The organism is Pseudomonas sp. LBUM1674 (assembly GCF_059695635.1).
In genome coordinates this window covers 1,706,955-1,726,861 of the sequence record NZ_CP166779.1, presented here as the reverse complement: position 1 = coordinate 1,726,861, position 19,907 = coordinate 1,706,955, and the positions used below count along the sequence as shown (strand labels likewise).

20 protein-coding genes are annotated in these 19,907 nt (G+C 59.2%); 17 read left to right on the top strand and 3 right to left on the bottom strand.

The window, feature by feature from the left end:
- Positions 1 to 29: 29 nt before the first annotated feature.
- Positions 30 to 1,121, bottom strand: a complete 1,092-nt coding sequence (gene aroC / locus ACA067_RS08070; protein ID WP_150765827.1) for a chorismate synthase — start codon at positions 1,119 to 1,121, stop codon at positions 30 to 32.
- A gap of 84 nt (positions 1,122 to 1,205) precedes the next feature.
- On the opposite strand from aroC, the gene ACA067_RS08065 reads away from it, so the two are divergent.
- Positions 1,206 to 2,204 (top strand): alpha/beta hydrolase, encoded by a 999-nt coding sequence (locus ACA067_RS08065; protein ID WP_497461305.1) that lies wholly within the window; start codon positions 1,206 to 1,208, stop codon positions 2,202 to 2,204.
- A 99-nt stretch (positions 2,205 to 2,303) separates the two neighbouring features.
- Positions 2,304 to 3,095, top strand: coding sequence for a hypothetical protein (locus tag ACA067_RS08060; RefSeq protein ID WP_497461304.1), 792 nt, complete (start codon positions 2,304 to 2,306; stop codon positions 3,093 to 3,095).
- A 123-nt stretch (positions 3,096 to 3,218) separates the two neighbouring features.
- Here ACA067_RS08060 and prmB read toward each other — a convergent pair whose 3' ends face one another.
- Positions 3,219 to 4,127: a 50S ribosomal protein L3 N(5)-glutamine methyltransferase gene (prmB, locus tag ACA067_RS08055; protein WP_497461303.1), complete on the bottom strand. Its 909-nt coding sequence runs from the start codon at positions 4,125 to 4,127 to the stop codon at positions 3,219 to 3,221.
- 239 nt (positions 4,128 to 4,366) lie between these two features.
- Here prmB and ACA067_RS08050 point away from each other — a divergent pair, with 239 nt between their 5' ends.
- The 8 genes from ACA067_RS08050 (at position 4,367) to ACA067_RS08015 (ending at position 11,896) form a co-directional block, all read left to right on the top strand.
- Positions 4,367 to 4,957 (top strand): cysteine hydrolase family protein, encoded by a 591-nt coding sequence (locus tag ACA067_RS08050; RefSeq protein WP_497461302.1) that lies wholly within the window; start codon positions 4,367 to 4,369, stop codon positions 4,955 to 4,957.
- A 131-nt stretch (positions 4,958 to 5,088) separates the two neighbouring features.
- Entirely contained in the window at positions 5,089 to 5,409 is a 321-nt protein-coding gene (locus tag ACA067_RS08045; RefSeq protein WP_497461301.1) for a hypothetical protein, read from the top strand.
- 75 nt (positions 5,410 to 5,484) lie between these two features.
- Positions 5,485 to 6,042, top strand: coding sequence for a Smr/MutS family protein (locus ACA067_RS08040; RefSeq protein WP_497461300.1), 558 nt, complete (start codon positions 5,485 to 5,487; stop codon positions 6,040 to 6,042).
- A 78-nt stretch (positions 6,043 to 6,120) separates the two neighbouring features.
- Positions 6,121 to 6,666, top strand: a complete 546-nt coding sequence (folE, locus tag ACA067_RS08035) for a GTP cyclohydrolase I FolE (RefSeq protein ID WP_497461299.1) — start codon at positions 6,121 to 6,123, stop codon at positions 6,664 to 6,666.
- 104 nt (positions 6,667 to 6,770) lie between these two features.
- The gene (locus ACA067_RS08030) at positions 6,771 to 7,142 is read left to right on the top strand and encodes a glutathione S-transferase N-terminal domain-containing protein (RefSeq protein ID WP_497461298.1); all 372 of its coding nucleotides are present in this window, start codon (positions 6,771 to 6,773) and stop codon (positions 7,140 to 7,142) included.
- Between the two features lie 571 nt (positions 7,143 to 7,713).
- Positions 7,714 to 9,063, top strand: a complete 1,350-nt coding sequence (locus ACA067_RS08025) for an NCS2 family permease (RefSeq protein WP_497461297.1) — start codon at positions 7,714 to 7,716, stop codon at positions 9,061 to 9,063.
- A 65-nt stretch (positions 9,064 to 9,128) separates the two neighbouring features.
- Positions 9,129 to 9,758, top strand: coding sequence for a LysE family translocator (locus ACA067_RS08020; RefSeq protein ID WP_497461296.1), 630 nt, complete (start codon positions 9,129 to 9,131; stop codon positions 9,756 to 9,758).
- Positions 9,759 to 10,015: 257 nt separating this feature from the next.
- Complete coding sequence (locus tag ACA067_RS08015; RefSeq protein WP_497461295.1) at positions 10,016 to 11,896, top strand: hypothetical protein; 1,881 nt, start codon at positions 10,016 to 10,018, stop codon at positions 11,894 to 11,896.
- Positions 11,897 to 12,067: 171 nt separating this feature from the next.
- Here the strand turns inward: ACA067_RS08015 and uraH are convergent, their stop codons facing one another.
- The gene (uraH, locus tag ACA067_RS08010; protein WP_497461294.1) at positions 12,068 to 12,421 is read right to left on the bottom strand and encodes a hydroxyisourate hydrolase; all 354 of its coding nucleotides are present in this window, start codon (positions 12,419 to 12,421) and stop codon (positions 12,068 to 12,070) included.
- A 422-nt stretch (positions 12,422 to 12,843) separates the two neighbouring features.
- On the opposite strand from uraH, the gene puuE reads away from it, so the two are divergent.
- The 7 genes from puuE to ACA067_RS07975 all read left to right on the top strand — a co-directional run bounded on the left by puuE (position 12,844) and on the right by ACA067_RS07975 (position 19,907).
- Entirely contained in the window at positions 12,844 to 13,770 is a 927-nt protein-coding gene (gene puuE, locus ACA067_RS08005) for an allantoinase PuuE (RefSeq protein WP_128871836.1), read from the top strand.
- Entirely contained in the window at positions 13,767 to 14,282 is a 516-nt protein-coding gene (gene uraD / locus ACA067_RS08000; RefSeq protein ID WP_497461293.1) for a 2-oxo-4-hydroxy-4-carboxy-5-ureidoimidazoline decarboxylase, read from the top strand. Before puuE ends, uraD begins: the two co-directional genes overlap by 4 nt.
- Before the next feature lie 87 nt (positions 14,283 to 14,369).
- Positions 14,370 to 15,365 carry an allantoicase gene (alc, locus tag ACA067_RS07995; protein ID WP_338922273.1) on the top strand — a complete coding sequence of 332 codons (996 nt, stop codon included), beginning with the start codon at positions 14,370 to 14,372 and terminating at the stop codon, positions 15,363 to 15,365.
- Between the two features lie 139 nt (positions 15,366 to 15,504).
- Positions 15,505 to 16,008, top strand: coding sequence for an ureidoglycolate lyase (locus tag ACA067_RS07990; RefSeq protein ID WP_403101035.1), 504 nt, complete (start codon positions 15,505 to 15,507; stop codon positions 16,006 to 16,008).
- A gap of 50 nt (positions 16,009 to 16,058) precedes the next feature.
- Complete coding sequence (locus ACA067_RS07985; protein WP_497461292.1) at positions 16,059 to 17,363, top strand: urate hydroxylase PuuD; 1,305 nt, start codon at positions 16,059 to 16,061, stop codon at positions 17,361 to 17,363.
- A 194-nt stretch (positions 17,364 to 17,557) separates the two neighbouring features.
- A complete protein-coding gene (locus ACA067_RS07980) occupies positions 17,558 to 18,916 on the top strand; it encodes a nucleobase:cation symporter-2 family protein (protein WP_497461291.1) in 1,359 nt (452 codons plus the stop codon).
- Between the two features lie 205 nt (positions 18,917 to 19,121).
- Positions 19,122 to 19,907 (top strand): outer membrane protein OmpK, encoded by a 786-nt coding sequence (locus ACA067_RS07975; protein ID WP_497461290.1) that lies wholly within the window; start codon positions 19,122 to 19,124, stop codon positions 19,905 to 19,907.

The following is a 19,907-nucleotide window of genomic DNA, read 5'->3' as shown; positions in this document are numbered from 1 at the left end:
TCAAACCGCAGCGGCGGTGAGGCCAGGCATTAAAGCTGACCCAGCACCGGAGTGCTCACCCGTACATTGGCGTTCTGCCCGCGGTGACGCAGCAGGTGATCCATCAGCACGATGGCCATCATCGCTTCGGCAATCGGCGTGGCGCGGATGCCGACACAGGGGTCGTGACGGCCCTTGGTGACGACCTCCACCGGGTTGCCGTGGATGTCGATGGAACGACCCGGCGTGGTGATGCTCGAGGTCGGCTTCAGCGCCAGGTGCGCGACGATCGGCTGACCCGACGAAATGCCGCCGAGAATGCCGCCGGCATTGTTGCTGAGGAAACCTTGCGGGGTCATTTCATCACGGTGTTCGGTGCCGCGCTGGGCGACGCTGGCGAAACCGGCGCCGATTTCCACACCCTTGACCGCGTTGATGCTCATCAGCGCATGGGCCAGTTCGGCATCGAGACGGTCGAAGATCGGCTCGCCCAGCCCTGGCATCACGCCCTCGGCGACGACGGTAATCTTCGCGCCAACCGAATCCTGGTCGCGGCGCAACTGGTCCATGTAGGCTTCCAGCTCCGGCACCTTGTCCGGGTCGGGGCTGAAGAAGGCGTTCTGTTCCACCGAGTCCCAGGTCTTGAACGGGATCTCGATCGGGCCCAGCTGGCTCATGTAGCCGCGAATGACGATGCCTTGGGTGGCCAGGTATTTCTTGGCGATAGCGCCGGCCGCCACGCGCATCGCGGTTTCCCGCGCCGAGCTGCGACCGCCGCCGCGGTAATCGCGCTCACCGTATTTGTGGTGATAGGTATAGTCGGCATGGGCCGGGCGGAACAGGTCCTTGATCGCCGAGTAGTCCTTGGACTTCTGGTCGGTATTGCGGATCAACAGGCCAATGGCGCAACCGGTGGTGCGACCTTCGAACACGCCGGAAAGGATCTCGACTTCGTCGGCTTCCTGGCGCTGGGTGGTGTGGCGGCTGGTGCCGGGTTTGCGGCGATCGAGGTCGCGCTGCAAATCGTCGAGGGAGATCTCCAGACCCGGCGGGCAGCCGTCGACAATGGCGACCAACGCCGGACCATGGCTTTCGCCAGCGGTGGTGACAGTGAACAGCTTGCCGTAGGTATTGCCGGACATGCGGGACGCTCCGTGAAATCGAACCTGAATACGTAATGCGCGCCAGTATACGCAGGCTACCCAACTAGTTCATCCTCGAACCTTATGGGTGCCCGCGAGTCCAACCGGCACCTTGTTCATGATGGCGTGATGATGCTGCGAGTTCTAGCCTTGAGCCTTACCCTGTTTACCGGCTTTGTGCAGGCCACTGTCCTGCAACGGCCCATCAGTCTGAATACCGGCACCGGCGAGCTTTTCGGCTCGTTGCTGCTGCCAAAATCCGAGCAACCCGTGCCGGTCGTGCTGATCATTTCCGGCTCCGGTCCTACGGATCGCGATGGCAACAACCCCGACGGCGGACGCAATGACAGCCTGAAGCGTCTGGCCTGGGTCCTGGCCAAACACAACATCGCCAGCGTGCGTTACGACAAGCGCGGCGTGGCGGCGAGCCTCGCGGCGACCCCGGACGAACGTAACCTGTCGGTGGAAGCCTATGTGGCCGACGCCGAGGCCTGGGGCCGGCAGCTGAAAACCGATCCGCGCTTTGGCCAACTGATCCTGCTCGGCCATAGCGAGGGCGCCTTGATCGCCAGCCTCGCGGCGCCGAGCCTCGACGCCGCCGCGGTGATTTCCATGTCCGGCAGCGCCCGACCGGTCGACCAGGTGTTGCGCCAGCAACTGAGCAATCGCTTGCCGCCCCCCCTGATGCTGCGCAGCAACGAACTGCTCGACAGCCTCAAGGCCGGCCGCACCGACGACAACGTGCCGCCAGCTTTGCAGGTGATTTTCCGCCCGAGCGTGCAGCCGTACCTGATTTCGCTGTTCCGCCAGGACCCGGCGGCAGCCTTTGGCCAATTGAAGATGCCGGCGCTGATCATCCAGGGCAGCAACGATATCCAGGTCGGGGTCAATGATGCCCGGCTGCTCAAGGCCGCCAAGCCGGACGCCGAACTGGCACTGATCGAAGGCATGAACCACGTGATGCGCATCGTGCCCAACGATGTGAAACGGCAATTGGCGTCCTATAAGGATCCGCAATTGCCGCTGGCGGCTGAACTGGGCGCGCGAATCATCGGATTTGTTGACGGACTTCGCACCCCTTAGGCGCAGCCTGCCCTCCAGTTTTGACCAATACGGCCGATAAGCCTTTGTCGCCAACGCTATCGCTGGCGACAAGCAGGGCTTGGACAGGATCTCGCCGTTATGACTGATACCCCGGCTTCACCCGACACCACCGCTGAAACAGAGGCTGCGCCCGTGGTCGAGCTGCCGTGGACGGACGTCGACGTCGAGCATCACAGGCTGCTCCGCCTGGCGCCGCTGCAAACCGACCGCACGACCGGCGCCCGCCCGCTGCGCTTTGTCGAACTCGGTTATGCGCATCGCTTCGGCAAGGAACACAGCCTGATGCGCATGCGCATCGCCCTGCCCGGCCAGCGCGTGCGCAAGGAACAGAATCATCTGGACGTGTGGATCGATCACCGCACCCAACGTGTGCATTTCAGCCCGGACAGTGGCTTGCAGATCGAGCCGATGAACCGCGGGCTCGGCCGCTTCATGGCGGCTCAAGGCATTAGCTGGGCGAAGCAGCGATGGCCTGGCTACACCGTCGACGGCACCGACCTGAACAACAAGGATGCGTTGAATGAAGACACTCGTTCGCGCCGCGATCATTTTCTGCGTATGCAGGGTTTTGATGTGGTCTACGCCGACGCCCAGCATTTGAAGGGCCGCGTCAAAGAGGTGCGGGTCGGCGATCTGCTGGGTGACTGGAACGCCGAGAAGCTGCAGGGGGTGGAGATTCTCGAGGCGGCGCAGATGCTGCAGCACGCCGAGCAGCACCTGGCCCAGCAGGAAGTGAAGCTCAAGCAACACGAGGAACAAGTCAGCCAGTACAAACGCGAAGATGCGGGGCTGCGGTTTACCATTACTTGTCTGGTGGCGTTTGCGGTGTTTCAGGCGGGGTTGTTGATCTGGATTGCCATGCACCGGTGAAGGTTGTAGACCGAGGTGCGGCCATCGCGAGCAAGCTCGCTCCCACAGGATGTGTATCGTGTCCAAATGATATGGCACACACGAAACCTGTGGGAGCGAGCTTGCTCGCGATGCTTTTGACGGTTAAACGCGGGAAGCGAACAGTGCCTGATGATCCCGGCACTGCTCCGCCGTCAACATGAACACCCCATGCCCGCCGCGCTCGAATTCGAGCCAGGCGAAGTCGACTTCCGGGTACAGCGACTCGACGTGAACCTGGCTGTTGCCCACTTCGACCATCAGCAACCCCTTCTCGGTCAGGTGATCCGCCGCTTCGGCGAGCATGCGCCGTACCAGGTTCAAGCCATCGTCACCACAGGCCAGCCCCAGCTCCGGCTCGTGCTGGTATTCGTCCGGCATGTCGGCGAAGTCTTCGGCATCGACATACGGCGGGTTCGACACGATCAGGTCGAACCGCTGACCCGGCAAACCATCGAAACCATCGCCCTGCACCGTGTACACCCGTTCGTCGACACCGTGGCGCTCGATGTTCTGGTTGGCCACTTCCAGGGCTTCGAACGACAGATCGGCCAACACCACTTCGGCGTTCCGGAACTCGTCGGCGCAGGCAATACCGATGCAGCCGGAACCGGTGCACAGGTCGAGGATCCGCGCAGGCTCGGTGCCCAGCCAGGGTTCGAAGCGTTTTTCGATCAGCTCGCCAATCGGCGAGCGCGGGATCAGCACACGCTCGTCGACGATGAACGACAGGCCGCAGAACCAGGCTTCACCCAGCAGGTACGCGGTCGGGATGCGTTCTTCGATGCGGCGTTTGAGCAAGCGCTGCACCTTGACCAGTTCATCGTCTTCCAGATTGCAGTCCAGGTAGCTGTCGGCCATTTCCCATGGCAAGTGCAAGGCACCCAACACCAGTTGCCGGGCTTCGTCCCAGGCGTTGTCGGTCCCATGGCCAAAAAACAGATCCTCCCCATGGAAGCGACTGACGGCCCAACGGATATGGTCGCGCAGGGTACGAAGGCGGGAAGTGATCACGGCGGCAGACTCCAGAAAAAACGACTGGCGATTCTATCAGCCAAATCGCGCCACGACGACGCAGGAAAAGCACCTGACCAGTTGTAGGACTATTCTCTTTTTTAGCTTGGCTCTTGAACAAAACAGACATCTTGACAAGGCTGCGAGCCAGCAACGACGGTGCCTGTGATAGTAGCGATTCACAGAAGCGCTCAGCCAGAGGACAATGTCGCAAAAGCCCCACCCGAAGGAGCCCCAGAATGTCCGTTCCAAAAACGATGTTTCAACTCAGCGGCCGCGGTTACGCAGCAGCCAATCTGAGTAATGCGACCCTTGTCATCATCGATGCCCAGAAAGAATACCTCAGTGGTCCGCTGGCCCTGAGCGGCATGGATGCTGCCGTCGCGAACATCAAGCAACTGGTGGCCGCTGCCCGCGCAGCCGGCCGGCCGATCGTGCATGTGCACCACCTTGGCACCGTCGGTGGGCTGTTCGATCCACAAGGTGCGCGCGGTGAATTCATTCCGGGGCTTGAACCGCAGAACGACGAAACCATCGTCGGCAAGCTGCTGCCGAGTGCGTTTCACGGTACCCAACTGCTGGAACGCCTGCAGAATCTCGGTTCGCTGGATTTGATCGTCTGCGGTTTCATGAGCCATTCCAGCGTCAGCACCACCGTGCGCGCCGCCAAGAACCTGGGCTTTCGTTGCACCCTGGTAGAAGATGCCTGTGCCACTCGCGACCTGCCGTACAAAGGTGGAATCCTGAGTGCCGAGCACGTGCAGCAGACCGAAATGGCGATCATGGCGGACAACTTCGCCACCCTCGCCGTGACCCGCGAGCTGATTTGATCGACGCTCGATGAGCGGTGCATACCGCCGCTCATCCGCAAATGCCTCTGGTGTGCTGTAATTGTCTTAGCCTCAGGAACATCCCGGTCAACTCCCGGTCGAAGGGCCGATACCCATTGAGGAAGGTCGGAATGAAGTTATCCGATGGATTTGACGCTCGCCGCTTGCGGTCCAAAGGCCAGAGCAACTGGCGTTTTCGCTTCGGCGCAGCCTTTGCTGCCTTGCTGGCGACCTGTGGCGTGCTGTTGGCGATGGCCGGTGCGGCCAGCCTGCTGGGCCGCCCACCGGCACTCGGCGAGTTGAATGCCAGCCCGCTGGGCTCGGCAATCATTCTGGCGGTCGGCCTGTTCGTGCTGTACCTCGGCGTGTGGCTATGGCGCCGCTGCCGTCGCCGTGCGCGTCAGTCGCGGGAGCTGAACATTTCTCCGCACCTGATGAAAAAACACGACTGAGTCGAACCCGAAGGGGTTTTGTCGCGCCCCGTTCGTCCGAGTTGGGTAAACTGGCCGCCCTTCGCGGAGGCTGACATGCAAGACGACGATTTTTCCCTGTTCAAAAGCGTGATCCAAGGCGTCAAGCCGATCAAGCACGATCGCGCCGAAACCGGCAAACCCAAAGCTGACCGCGCGCAGATCGCCAAGCTGCGCCAGGCCGCCACCGTGCGCACCGATGCCACCACCGTCGACGGGCTGTCCGATCAGTTCGTCATCGACGTCGGCCCGGAAGACGAGCTGATGTGGGCGCGCGACGGGGTGCAGGAAAGCCAGATGCGCAAGCTCAAGATCGGCCAGATTCCGTTCGAAGGCAGCCTCGACCTGCACGGCATGAATGTCGAAAAGGCCCGGGAGACCCTCTGGGCGTTCCTGGCCGAAGCGACCAAATTCGAAATCCGCTGCGTGCGCGTCACCCACGGCAAGGCCGTGCGCCTGGACGGCAAGCGCCCGATGATCAAAAGCCACGTCAACACCTGGCTGCGCCAGCATTCCCAGGTACTCGGCTTCACTTCGTGCCAGCCTAGACACGGCGGTGCCGGAGCGGTTTATGTGATGCTCAAACGGACCATGATGGAAGGTCGCGACGAGTGAGGCTGTCGCTTCGTGCTTGCAGCGCCGTGTCCGCCACCGTACCCTTGGCCTTTGCGTAAAAATCCCACAGGTAGTTTCATGTCCCTGGAACAGAATTACACCGCGATTCTCGGCCAATTGGGCGAGGACGTGTCCCGCGAGGGCCTGCTCGACACGCCAAAGCGTGCCGCCAAAGCCATGCAGTACCTCTGCCGCGGTTATGAACAGACACTGGAAGAGGTCACCAACGGTGCCTTGTTCAGCTCCGACAACAGCGAAATGGTGCTGGTCAAGGACATCGAGCTCTACTCGTTGTGCGAACACCACCTGCTGCCGTTCATCGGCAAGGCCCATGTCGCCTACATCCCGAACGGCAAGGTGCTGGGGCTGTCGAAAGTTGCGCGGATCGTCGATATGTACGCCCGCCGCCTGCAGATCCAGGAAAACCTCAGCCGCCAGATCGCCGATGCGGTCCAGGAAGTCACCGGCGCCATCGGCGTTGCCGTGGTGATCGAGGCCAAGCACATGTGCATGATGATGCGCGGTGTGGAAAAACAGAATTCGACGATGATCACTTCGGTGATGCTCGGTGAGTTTCGCGAAAATGCGGCCACCCGCAGCGAGTTTCTCAGCCTGATCAAGTAACCTGCTGCACGAAGAAAACCGGCGTTCATCGTCGGTTTTTTTTCGTCTGCAAAAAATCAGGTAAGCTGCGCGCCTTTCTTCATTCGTACCGTGAGGCTTTCACCGTGTTCGTAAAAGCGCTTCGTGTCGGCCTTGGCCAACTGATCATCTTCATCGACTTCATTACTCGCCCAGGTAAAAAGCAACGCCCGGCCGAGGTTCAGGCTCAGGTCAACACGGCAGCCAAGGGCCTGACCCTGTATCAGTTCCATGCCTGCCCGTTCTGCGTGAAAACCCGCCGCACCCTGCGCCGCCTGAATGTGCCGGTGGCGTTGCGCGACGCAAAGAACAATGAACAGGATCGCCGGACGCTGCTGGAGCAAGGCGGCAAGATCAAGGTGCCGTGCCTGCGCATTGAAGAAAATGGGCAGACCACCTGGATGTATGAGTCCAAGGTGATTATTGATTATCTGGATAAGCGGTTTGCGGCGGCCTGATGGTTTGGAGGTGTCCTTAAGGACGCCTTCGCCAGCAAGCCGGCTCCTACAGGGGATTTGTGGTGGGAATGGGATTTGTAGTTAAAACAGATCCAATGTGGGAGCGAGCTTGCTCGCGAAGAGGCCGGCAAAAACACCGCAAACCTTCAGACAAAAATAAACCGGCCCTCAAGCCGGTTTTTTTGTTTCTGCCTCCCCTCAAGCCCGGCCGCCAGGAAAAACCAGGCCCTTGCAGACTGATCGTCCCCACGCTCCGCGTGGGAACGCAGCCCGGGACGCTCCGCGTCCCAAAGCGGACGCAGAGCGTCCGTTGAGGCATCCCCACGCAGAGCGTGGAACGATCCCACCTCTGCTCGCGAATGCTGCCGAGCGGCCATATATCCCGATTGCCAAACTTTTCGTCTACAAAATCAAAAACATTATTTGCATTATTTGTATACAAAAGCATAATCCACTTCGTGCGAGTTCTTGACCAGGCGGTCAACAATTTTGCAAGCACCTCAAAGGGCCGCTGCCACCCTCATGGGTCCTGCCCTGGAAATAACAATAAAACTCTTGAGGAGTACTCGCTGTGGAAAGCCGCAAATCCGAAGCCCCGACCCTGGAACTCTCGCCGCCGATCCGCAATGGCTGGCTGGAGCGCATCTTCAAACTCAGCTTGCATGGCACCACGGTGAAGACCGAGCTGATTGCCGGTGTGACGACCTTCATCACCATGGCCTACATCATCTTCGTCAACCCCAACATCATGGCCGACGCCGGGATCGATCACGGGGCTGCGTTCGTCGCCACCTGCATCGCCGCCGCGCTGGGCTGCCTGCTGATGGGCCTGTACGCCAACTGGCCGGTCGGCCTGGCGCCGGGCATGGGTCTGAACGCCTTCTTCACCTACACCGTGGTCGGCACCATGGGCTACAACTGGGAAACGGCCCTGGGCGCAGTATTCGTTTCCGGCGTGTTGTTCATGTTCCTGACCTTTTCCCGGATTCGCGAATGGCTGCTCAACAGCATCCCGGTGAGCTTGCGCTTTGCCATGGGCGCCGGTGTCGGTCTGTTCCTGGGGCTGATCGGTCTGAAAACCGCGGGGATCGTCGTCGATAGCCCGGCCACCCTGATCAAGCTCGGCTCCCTGCGCGAACCCGGTCCATTGCTGGCTGCCATCTGCTTCCTGATGATTGCCGTACTCAGCTACCACAAAGTGTTCGGCGCAATCCTCATCAGCATCATCACCGTGACCCTGGCCGGTTGGGGGCTGGGGCTGGTGCACTACGAGGGCATCATGTCGGCCCCGCCGAGCCTGGCACCGACCTGGATGGCCATGGATGTCGCCGGCGTGTTCAACATCAGCATGATCAGCGTGGTGCTGGCGTTCCTCTTCGTGCACATGTTCGATACCGCCGGCACCTTGATGGGCGTGGCCCAGCGCGCCGGCCTGGTGAACGCCGACGGCAAGATCGAAAACCTCTCCCGCGCCCTGAAAGCCGACAGTGCTTCCAGCGTATTCGGCGCTGTGGTGGGTGTCCCTCCCGTCACAAGTTACGTGGAAAGTGCCGCCGGGGTCGCCGCAGGTGGTCGGACTGGTCTTACCGCTGTGACCGTAGGTGTGTTATTTATTGCAGCCATGTTTTTCGCCCCGTTGGCTGGCATGATCCCCGCGTATGCCACCGCCGGTGCGCTGATCTATGTGGCGATGCTGATGATGGGCGGCATGGCGCACATCGAATGGGACGAGGCGACCGACAGCATTCCGGCGATCGTTACCGCGATCATGATGCCGTTGACCTTTTCGGTCGCCGACGGCATCGCGCTGGGCTTTATCACGTATGTGGTGCTGAAAGCCTGTACCGGCAAGCACAAGGAAATTTCCGTCAGTTTGTGGGTGCTCTGCGCGATCTTCATCGCCAAGTTCGTTTTCTTGTAAGCCGTAAACGCATCAATTCAGCCTCACCCCGTCGGGTGAGGCTTTTGTGCAAATGGAGGAAAGTGATGAGTCTGGAAACCTGGCTGCTGTTCAGCGGCGCTGCGCTGGTGGTGATCCTGATCCCGGGACCGCTGTCTTTGCTGATGATCAGCAACAGTCTGAATTACGGTTTGCGCCGTTCGTACCCGGCGTTTTTGGGGGGCGTGTTTGCTTCGATCTGCTTGCTCAGTGCTTCGGCGCTGGGTCTGGGCGCGTTGTTGCTCGCATCCGAACAGCTGTTCAGCGCCCTGAAGATCGTCGGCGCGCTGTACCTGTTCTACCTCGCCTGGCAGAGCTGGAAGCAATCGCGCCTGCCCTCGGTGGGCGCTGAAGTGCCCCAGGCTGCACCAGTGCCGCGCTTTCGCGCACTGTTCGGACGCGCCTTTGTATTGGGCGCCAGCAATCCGAAAGACATTCTGTTCTTCGCCGCTTTCCTGCCGCAATTTTTGAGCGCCGAACACCCCTTCCTGCCCCAGTTGTTGGTGATGATTGCGACGTGGACCGTGCTGGACCTGCTGTGCAAGTTGGCTTACGGGCTGGGTGCGCATGGTACGGCGCGGTATTTGCGTAGTGGCAAGGGGCAGAGCTGGTTTAACCGCGTTAGTGCGGGGTTGTTCGGCGGTGCCGGAGTTGCCTCGTTAATAAGCAATCACTGACGCGGCCGACGTGGCTGTGAGCGTGTAATTGTAACTTGCCGCAACGTCCAACACTGGAGACGTATCTTGTAGCAAATACTGACCACCCGATAAATATGTAGTGCACCTCGAGAATCAGACTGACAGAAACTGAATGCTGTAGAAGTTCGACGCCCTGTATTTTTCACGCGTCTGATTTCATCACATTACGTTTTTTATAATTTTTCAGGTGCACTTCCTGAGTCAGATTCATCTGATTATTTATTGGAATTAAAATCATGGCGAAACCACCGAAGAAAATTTCGAATACTCATCCATCCGATACATCGTCGACAACGCCCAGAACCTTGCCAGAGGAAAGCAGGGTCAGGGGCGAGCATTCCGTGCCTCCGGGCATGCATCTGCCTGATGGTGCGCCAACTCCGGGATCTCATACCTCAAATACGCCGCCAACTAACATCCCTCATCAACAGGATGTGATCGTCAGCGACATACCCTTTCGCAATTCCACTGTCCGTGCTTCGAACCTGGCTTCGTGGCCCCGGGATCAGGTTGATCAGTTGAAGAAGATCAACGATACGGGGCTCTTCATGAGCAATGAGCGAACGTTGTATGCCGACGTTGAAAAAGCAGGTATCGGCCGGGTGGAACTCAATGCAGATGGAGATTACCAGGTGCATTTCCCCTTTGCGCCGGACTATCCAGGCCCACTCCTTAAAAAAATCGAAGGTAAACCGCAGTGGCGATTTGTAGAACCTTGGCCAGCTGCGCCAGCCGCAGGTTCGCCCTCCTTCATTACAGGAGCCACTGCGTCTGTCACCCTCATCAACCCTGCTGCTGTGAAGAAGTTACCAACGCCAAATGATCAAGGCATACGCTGGTATAATTCAAGAAGTTATGTCGATCTGATCGAGGAAGGCACGGTTCAAGTCGACAAGAACGCGGATGGCAACTATCAGGCGACCACTCCCCAGGAGAGGATGCCGTCTGGTCCGGTAGTTGAAAGAATCGAAGCAACATCATTCTGGAAAAGAAAAGCACCGAATGCGCTAACCCAGGAACAAAGGGACATTTCTCACCGTTCATCCTCGGCTGAAGATCCTGGCCCCGGTCCCAGTAAACGTCCTCGCATTGAAGACCATGATGATCGCGCAGCAGAGAGCGCCGCTGCCGAACATACGCCCGCTGTGTCTTCGTCCAGCAAGCCAAGTTACAATCCTTACCTATGGGCATCCTGGGGAGAAATAACACAACCCGCTGCTGTCGAATCCGTGCGGATAGGGAGCCTTCATTATCGAATTGCCCCTAAGGGACAAAGAATCGATAACTCAGCCTACTTGCAGCCTCCTGAGCTCTCGCCGTTGCGCTTTGACGTCTTCGAGCAAATGCTGAATGGGACACCTTCGAAGCAGCCGGTATCGGCGGTCTTGAATAACGAAGGGCAGTGGGTTGTGCAAGGCGGCACTCGCCTCTTTGAAAAAACGATCACTCAGTCTGTAGCAGATTCATTCCCGGACTTCACGACCATCACATCCCGGGCAGTTGCCCGAAGCCTATTTGAAGGCTCCGCCCACTCAGCCGTACTTGATCATGCAACGTTATTAACCACGACAGAAACCCTTCGCTACTGGAAACAGCCTACGGGACCAACAACCGGATACGAAAACCCGCTGGATTTGTTGCCTGTCGCTACACGTAGAGATCCACAGTTCATTCCCTTGCTGGCTCAGACTGCCGACGAATCGTTGCGACGCCTGGACTTTGATCCTCGCGGTTTCCAGCAACAATGGGACTTCTACCGAGAGAGCGGAACAGATTTTCAACTCAGATATCTGCTCGGCTACGTGCTCCGGAAAAATGGCTTTCAGATCTTCCCCCTGGAAACCAAACCCCAGCTATCCCCAAAGTTGGTATTCAGACGTCCAAACCACAACAGGGTTTACTTCCTCGAACTGAGTGTGATTACGGGTAATACCATAACACTCCATAAGACACCTGGCTCTGAATTAACCCATCCCGACCTGGGTACTCAGATTGGCGACGTCGCCGTTCAACAATTGCGCGCTGCCAATGACCACAACGCAGTGACGTGGTTGTCAGGGGGCGTGCAAATCCCTCCCGAGGGCTCACCTTCGGTCTTTATTATCAGAGAGCGCTGACTTACGACTTCTGGTGTCTTGCGGGTTCACTCGCAAGACACCAGAAGACGTCAATTGAAAAATATCGCTCGACGGTGTGCGAAGAATAAAAAAAGCCCGCAGTGTGAGCGGGCGAAAGACCAAAGAAGCTATATGCGCAGTCGCTTCCAGGATGAGACCGTTGTTTGGGGATCAGCTTCCTCGGTACGTTGAATAGCTGTATGGCGAAATCAACAACGGTACGTGGTAATGATCCTGCTCGGCAGAGATGCCAAACCGCAGCACCACCACATCCAGAAACGCCGGCTCCGGAAGCTGCACGCCCCGGGCGCGGTAGTAGTCGCCCGCATGAAACTGAACCTGATAGACCCCGGACCGGTAGTCTTCGCCTTGCAGCAGCGGTGCATCGACACGGCCATCGCTGTTGGTGATCGCGGTGGCGATCAGTTCCAGCTGCGAGCCTTCAACGCGGTACAGCTCGACCTTGATCGAGCTGCCCGGGCAACCGTGTGCAGCGTCTAAAACGTGTGTAGTCAAACGTCCCATTGATTCTGCGCGCCTGGCTGCCTGGGGCAGTCAGGCCTCGCGCCTCCCGAAGTCAGTTGAAAAGGAGACCGCACCGGTTCGGAGCACGAAACGCTACGGCGAGGCATCGATTAAGACACTTTTAAAAAAAATTGTACACAATAAAAACGACATTTTTACCCCTACCCCCGTCATTCGGGGATTCCCGACGAATTAGCCTTCGCACCATGAAATCAAAGGACCCTCTATCCATTTGCTGACCAGTCAGGCAGGTTTCTTGCAACCTCAAGCAAAGATAACCGTTAGGGAAAAATGCGAAAAAACAGGCTTACAATGTGGATATAAAGTTGTATACAATCATTCCATCGCTGTGACACCAGCCTGTCACCCCAACACCAGGGCTGTCACACAACCTGTCAACACGAACAAGAAGGAAGACTGCAGTGAGCGCTGACTACCCACGCGACCTGATCGGTTACGGCAGTAACCCTCCCCACCCACACTGGCCGGGCAATGCCCGCATCGCCCTGTCCTTCGTCCTCAATTATGAGGAAGGTGGCGAGCGCAATATCCTGCACGGCGACAAAGAATCCGAAGCCTTCCTCTCGGAAATGGTCTCGGCGCAGCCGCTGCAAGGCGCGCGCAACATGAGCATGGAATCCCTGTACGAGTATGGCAGTCGTGCCGGTGTCTGGCGGATTCTGAAACTGTTCAAGGAATTCGACATCCCGCTGACCGTCTTCGCCGTGGCCATGGCCGCCCAGCGTCACCCGGACGTGATCCGCGCCATGGTCGATGCCGGCCACGAGATCTGCAGCCATGGCTATCGCTGGATCGACTACCAGTACATGGATGAAGCGCAGGAACGCGAGCACATGCTCGAAGCGATCCGCGTGCTCACCGAAATCACCGGCGAGCGGCCACTGGGCTGGTACACCGGCCGCACCGGCCCGAACACCCGTCGCCTGGTGATGGAAGAAGGCGGTTTCCTCTACGACTGCGACACCTACGACGACGACCTGCCCTACTGGGAACCGAACAACCCGACCGGCAAGCCGCACCTGGTGATCCCGTACACCCTGGACACCAATGACATGCGCTTCACCCAGGTCCAGGGGTTCAACAAGGGCGACGATTTCTTTGAATACCTCAAAGACGCCTTCGACGTGCTGTATGCCGAAGGCGCCGAAGCACCGAAGATGCTGTCGATCGGCCTGCACTGCCGTCTGATCGGCCGTCCGGCGCGTCTGGCCTCGCTCAAGCGCTTTATCGAATACGCTAAAAGTCATGAACAGGTGTGGTTCAGCCGTCGCGTCGACATCGCTCGCCACTGGCATGAAACCCACCCGTACCAAGGGGCCGCGAAATGAGCCAGTTTCAAACCCTGAAACCCTCGACCCAGAGCCGCGATGCGTTTGTCGCCGCCTTCGCCGACATCTACGAACATTCGCCATGGGTGGCCGAGAAGGCCTTCGACCTGGGCCAGGACGCTTCGATCGACGAGATCGAAACCCTGCACCAGCGCATGAGCGACATCCTGTCGAGCGCCGATCACGCCAGTCAGTTGGCACTGATCAACGCTCACCCGGACCTGGCAGGCAAAGCCGCCGTCCAGGGCCAGTTGACCGAAGCCAGCACAAATGAACAGGCTGGCGCCGGTATTCACCAATGCTCGAGCGATGAGTTCCAGCGCTTCACCGAGCTGAACGACGCCTACAAGGCCAAGTTCAAGTTTCCCTTCATCATGGCGGTAAAAGGCAGCAACCGGCATCAGATCCTCGCGGCGTTCGAAACGCGCATTCACAACTCGGCAGAGACCGAATTCAAATGCGCGCTGGCGGAGATCAACAAGATTGCGTTGTTCCGATTATTGACCCTATAGCGAGGCTTGCCCAAGTGTTTAAGACGCGAAGACACCCAGGGCATTGCAAGCATCCCAAGCCAACTTAATAAAAGGCAGACTAGAAGAATGAAAGCTTACGCCGTACCTTTCGAGAAGTTCGTCAACCTGGCCGACGCCCGCCTGGGCACCAAAATCATCTCGGTCACCGATGACTGGTTCGCTGATGCCAACCGCCTGTTCCAGCCGACCCCGGCTGTGTGGAAGGAGGGCGTGTTCGACGACAACGGCAAGTGGATGGACGGCTGGGAGTCGCGCCGCAAGCGCTTCGAAGGCTACGACAGCGCCGTGATCCGCCTGGGTGTACCGGGTTCGATCAAAGGCGTGGACATCGACACCTCATTCTTCACCGGCAACTTCCCGCCGTCTGCCTCCCTGGAAGCCTGCTTCCTGGCCTCGGGCGAGCCGGACGATAACACCCAGTGGACTGAAGTGCTGTCCGCAGTCGAACTGCAAGGCAACAGCCACCACTACCACGAAATCAGCAACGACCAGGCGTTCAGCCACCTGCGTTTCAACATCTACCCGGATGGCGGCGTCGCCCGTCTGCGTGTGTACGGCATTCCGTTCCGCGACTGGTCCGCTGTCGGCGACAACGAGCAAATCGACCTGGCAGCAGCCCTCAACGGTGGCCGCGCCCTCGCCTGCTCCGACGAACATTTCGGGCGCATGAGCAACATCCTCAACCCGGGCCGTGGCATCAACATGGGCGACGGCTGGGAAACCGCACGTCGTCGTACGCCAGGCAATGACTGGGTGATCGTCGCGCTGGGTCATGCTGGCGAGATCGAGAAAGTCATCGTCGACACCCTGCACTTCAAGGGCAACTACCCGGACACCTGCTCGATCCAGGGCGCGTTCGTGAAAGGCGGCACCGACAGCCAGATCGAAACCCAATCGTTGTTCTGGCGCGAACTGCTGCCGGCGCAGAAACTGGAAATGCACGCCGAACACACCTTCGCCGAGCAGATCAAGGCGCTGGGCCCGATCACCCACATCCGCCTGAACGTGTTCCCGGATGGTGGTGTGAGCCGCCTGCGCGTTCTCGGCAAGGTCGCAAAATAAGACAGCGATGATCGTTCCCGCGCTCTGCGTGGGAATGCATACCGTGACGCTCCGCGTCACAGTGGACGCGGAGCGTCCATGGCGGCGTTCCCACGCAGAGCGTGGGAACGATCAAATTCAAAAGATTAAGAAGACCAGCATGCGCACACTGACGATTGAACCGCTGACCAAAGAAGCCTTCGCCCCTTTCGGTGACGTGATCGAAACCTCTGGCCGCGATCACTTCATGATCAACAATGGTTCGACCATGCGCTTTCACAAACTGGCGACGGTGGAAACCGCCACGCCAGAGGACAACGCGATCATCAGCATCTTCCGCGCCGACGCGCAGGACATGCCGCTGACCGTCAGCATGCTGGAGCGTCACCCGCTGGGCAGCCAGGCTTTCATTCCGCTGCTCGGCAACCCCTTTCTGATCGTGGTCGCGCCACTTGGCGATGAACCTGTATCAGGCTTGGTCCGCGCCTTCGTCACCAACGGCAGGCAGGGCATTAATTACCATCGCGGCGTTTGGCACCATCCGGTGCTGACGATCGAAAAGCGGGATGACTTCCTGGTGGTTGATCGCAGTGGCACAGGCAATAACTGCGATGAGCACTTTTTCAAAGAGGATGAGCGTTTGATCCTCGCCCCCCACCAATAAGAGAAGGTCTGATCACTCGACGACAGAGTGACAGGCGAGAGGTAAAGACTGTGGAAGCACATCTGTTGGAATGGCTGAACCTGAGCGTGCGCTGGGTTCACATGATCACTGGCGTGGCCTGGATCGGCGCGTCGTTCTATTTCGTCTGGCTGGAGAACAACCTCAATCGCGTCAACCCGAAAAGCGGCCTGGCTGGCGATTTGTGGGCGATCCACGGCGGCGGCATCTACCACCTGGAAAAATACAAACTGGCCCCACCGACCATGCCGGACAACCTGCACTGGTTCAAATGGGAAGCCTACTTCACCTGGTTGTCGGGGATCGCGCTGCTGTGCGTGGTGTTCTACGCCAACCCGACGCTGTACCTGCTGGCACCGGGCAGCACCCTGAGCGGTCCTGAAGGCGTGGCCATCGGTCTTGGCTCGTTGTTCATCGGCTGGTTCATCTACTCCTTCCTCTGCGACTCGGCCCTGGGCAAACGCCCTGCCCTGCTTGGCTTCATCCTGTTCGTATTGATCATCGGCGCCGCCTACGGCTTCAGCAAGGTGTTCAGCGGTCGTGGTGCGTACCTGCACGTCGGCGCGATCATCGGCACCATCATGGTCGGCAACGTGTTCCGCATCATCATGCCGGCGCAACGTGCACTGGTGGCGGCGATCGCCGAGAACCGCACGCCCGATCCGGCGCTGCCGGCCAAAGGCCTGCTGCGTTCGCGTCACAACAACTACTTCACCTTGCCGGTGCTGTTCATCATGATCAGCAACCACTTCCCGAGCACCTACGGCAGCCAGTACAACTGGCTGATCCTGGCCGGGATCGCGGTACTGGCGGTGTTGGTGCGTCACTACTTCAACACCCGTCACGACAGCCACAAATATGCCTGGACCCTGCCCGTGGCAGCGGTGGGCATGATTTGCCTGGCCTACGTGTCCGGGCCGAAGCCGATGTCCAGCGCCCCTGAAGTCGCCAACGCCCCAGCGAAGATCGAATACCAGCCTCTGCCGGAAACAGCACTGGGCGGTGGTTTGAAACCGGCTGAAGCAAAACCCGCAGAAGCGCCTGCCGCCGCACCGGCGCAAGCGTCCAATGCAGGTCCTGGCTTTGACAAGGTGCACAACGTGATTCAGGAACGCTGCACGGTCTGTCATTCGGCCAAACCGACCAGCCCGCTATTCAGCGCGGCACCGGCCGGTGTGATGTTCGACACCCCCGAGCAGATCCGCCAGAACGCCGCGCGGATCCAGGCGCAAGCCGTCACCAGCCAGATCATGCCGCTGGGTAACATCACCCAGATGACCCAGCAGGAACGTGACCTGATCGGCGCGTGGATTGTGCAGGGAGCTCCAACCAATTAATCGTTGAAAAGCTTCGCGAGCAGGCTCGCTCCCACATTGGATCTCCTGTGAACACATATCTGGTGAACAGCAGAGATCAACTGTGGGAGCGAGCCTGCTCGCGAATGGCCGCGACGCGGTCCACCTGATTAGAAAACAGCTGCCAGCAGCAATGCGGCTGTAAATCACAAGAATAAAAAAATCCGAGGTGTTGCATGTCCGAGCTATCCGAAGCGCGCATCCCCGACGCACCCGCCATTCAGCGTTTGCCCCTTTTGCAACTGATCCTGGTCGGCCTGCAACACGTTTTGCTGATGTACGGCGGAGCCATCGCCGTGCCGCTGATCATCGGACAGGCCGCCGGTCTGAGTCGTGAAGAAATCGCTTTCCTGATCAACGCCGACCTGCTGGTCGCCGGGATTGCCACTATCGTTCAATCGCTGGGCATCGGCCCCATGGGCATCCGCATGCCGGTGATGATGGGCGCCAGTTTCGCCGCCGTCGGCAGCATGGTGGCCATGGCCGGCATGCCGGGCATCGGTATGCAGGGGATTTTCGGTGCGACCATCGCCGCTGGATTCTTCGGCATGCTCATCGCGCCATTCATGTCCAGAGTCGTACGCTTTTTCCCGCCGCTGGTGACCGGTACGGTCATCACCTCGATCGGTTTGTCGCTGTTTCCCGTGGCGGTGAACTGGGCCGGTGGCGGTGCTGGCGCCGCACAATTCGGCTCGCCGATTTACCTGGCCATCGCCGCCCTGGTACTGGCCACCATTCTGCTGGTTCATCGCTTCATGCGCGGTTTCTGGGTCAACATATCCGTGCTGATCGGCATGTGCCTGGGCTACGTGATCTGCGGCTTGATCGGCATGGTCGACCTCAGCGGCATGGCTCAGGCGCCGTGGCTGCAAATCGTCACCCCCTTGCATTTCGGCATGCCGAAGTTTGAACTCGCACCGATCCTTTCGATGTGCCTGGTGGTGGTGATCATCTTCGTCGAGTCCACCGGGATGTTCCTCGCACTGGGCAAGATCACCGGCCAGGAAGTCTGCCCGCGGATGCTGCGTCGCGGTCTGCTCTGTGATGCCGGCGCCTCGTTTTTCGCCGGGTTCTTCAACACCTTCACCCACTCCTCCTTCGCCCAGAACATCGGCCTGGTGCAGATGACCGGCGTGCGTTGCCGCTCAGTGACCATCGTTGCCGGCGGGTTGCTGGTGGTACTGAGCCTGCTGCCGAAAGCGGCCTTCCTGGTGGCGTCGATTCCACCGGCGGTATTGGGCGGTGCGGCCATCGCCATGTTCGGTATGGTCGCCGCCACCGGCATCAAGATTCTCCAGGAAGCCGACATCGGTGATCGTCGCAACCAGTTGCTGGTGGCAGTGAGTATCGGCATGGGGCTGATCCCGGTGGTGCGCCCGGAATTCTTCGCCCACCTGCCGCTGTGGATGAGCCCGATCACCCACAGCGGAATCGCGATGGCCACGCTGAGTGCGCTGTCACTGAACCTGCTGTTCAACATCCTCGGCGGCGCCGAACGCGCGGCCATCAACGACTGCCACGCCCACCCGCATTGACCCACTGACACCACAACCCCCTGTAGGAGCCGGCTTGCCGGCGAAGGCGGTGTGTCAGACGACATTGATGGTGGATTTGCTGGCCTCTTCGCTGCGGTGCGGCGATCCGGCAAGCCAGCTCCTACAAAAACAAAAAGGCAAGCCACCAGGCCACAGGTCAGTGGCTGCCTGCGCCTCGAACAATAAAAACAAGAGGGAGCAACAGATGATTCGGACCCAGACAAGCATGTTGTTGTGCGGTGGTCTTCTGGCCGCCAGTCAGGCCATGGCCGGCGATCTGCTGCTATGGCAGACCAACAGCCTGAGCTACCTGTACGGCAAGAACTTCGCGATCAACCCGTCGATCCAGCAGACGGTGACGTTCGAGCATGCCGACAAATGGACATACGGCGACAACTTCCTGTTCGTCGACAAGGTCTTCTACAACGGCGAACAAGACCGCAGCAAAGGCCGTCACGCCTTTTACGGCGAGTTCAGCCCGCGCCTGTCCTTCGGCAAGATCCTCGACCGCCGCTTCGAATACGGCCCGATCAAGGACGTGCTGCTGGCCATGACTTACGAGTATGGCGAAGGCGAGAGCGAGGCCTACCTGATCGGCCCCGGCTTCGACCTCGCAGTGCCAGGCTTCAACTATTTCACCCTCAATTTCTATCACCGCCAGACCGAAGGCCCGCGCCCTGGCGACGGTGTCTGGCAGATCACACCCGCCTGGTCCTACAGCATTGCACTGGGCAAATCGGACCTGTTGATCGATGGCTATCTGGACTGGGTGGTGGACAATGACCAGAACGCCCGCGGCACCTACCACGCCAACCTGCACATCAACCCGCAGATCAAATACGACCTCGGCAAAGCCCTGGGTTGGGGCCAGAAGCAGTTCTATGTCGGCACCGAATACAGCTACTGGAAAAACAAGTACGGGGTCGAAAACAGCTCGAACCTGGACACCCATGAAAACACCGCCAGCCTGCTGGTGAAGGTGCATTTCTAA

What these genes read in the sequence shown, in the direction of transcription:
- uraD (WP_497461293.1), top strand. Translation starts at nt 13,767, where the DNA reads ATGAGCCAGTTTCAAACCCTGAAACCCTCGACCCAGAGCCGCGATGCG.
- ACA067_RS08065 (WP_497461305.1), top strand. Translation starts at nt 1,206, where the DNA reads ATGGGTGCCCGCGAGTCCAACCGGCACCTTGTTCATGATGGCGTGATG.
- ACA067_RS08060 (WP_497461304.1), top strand. Translation starts at nt 2,304, where the DNA reads ATGACTGATACCCCGGCTTCACCCGACACCACCGCTGAAACAGAGGCT.
- uraH (WP_497461294.1), bottom strand. Translation starts at nt 12,421, where the DNA reads ATGGGACGTTTGACTACACACGTTTTAGACGCTGCACACGGTTGCCCG.
- ACA067_RS08020 (WP_497461296.1), top strand. Translation starts at nt 9,129, where the DNA reads ATGAGTCTGGAAACCTGGCTGCTGTTCAGCGGCGCTGCGCTGGTGGTG.
- ACA067_RS08040 (WP_497461300.1), top strand. Translation starts at nt 5,485, where the DNA reads ATGCAAGACGACGATTTTTCCCTGTTCAAAAGCGTGATCCAAGGCGTC.
- ACA067_RS07990 (WP_403101035.1), top strand. Translation starts at nt 15,505, where the DNA reads ATGCGCACACTGACGATTGAACCGCTGACCAAAGAAGCCTTCGCCCCT.
- ACA067_RS07980 (WP_497461291.1), top strand. Translation starts at nt 17,558, where the DNA reads ATGTCCGAGCTATCCGAAGCGCGCATCCCCGACGCACCCGCCATTCAG.
- ACA067_RS07975 (WP_497461290.1), top strand. Translation starts at nt 19,122, where the DNA reads ATGATTCGGACCCAGACAAGCATGTTGTTGTGCGGTGGTCTTCTGGCC.
- ACA067_RS08015 (WP_497461295.1), top strand. Translation starts at nt 10,016, where the DNA reads ATGGCGAAACCACCGAAGAAAATTTCGAATACTCATCCATCCGATACA.
- ACA067_RS08045 (WP_497461301.1), top strand. Translation starts at nt 5,089, where the DNA reads ATGAAGTTATCCGATGGATTTGACGCTCGCCGCTTGCGGTCCAAAGGC.
- folE (WP_497461299.1), top strand. Translation starts at nt 6,121, where the DNA reads ATGTCCCTGGAACAGAATTACACCGCGATTCTCGGCCAATTGGGCGAG.
- aroC (WP_150765827.1), bottom strand. Translation starts at nt 1,121, where the DNA reads ATGTCCGGCAATACCTACGGCAAGCTGTTCACTGTCACCACCGCTGGC.
- ACA067_RS08050 (WP_497461302.1), top strand. Translation starts at nt 4,367, where the DNA reads ATGTCCGTTCCAAAAACGATGTTTCAACTCAGCGGCCGCGGTTACGCA.
- alc (WP_338922273.1), top strand. Translation starts at nt 14,370, where the DNA reads ATGAAAGCTTACGCCGTACCTTTCGAGAAGTTCGTCAACCTGGCCGAC.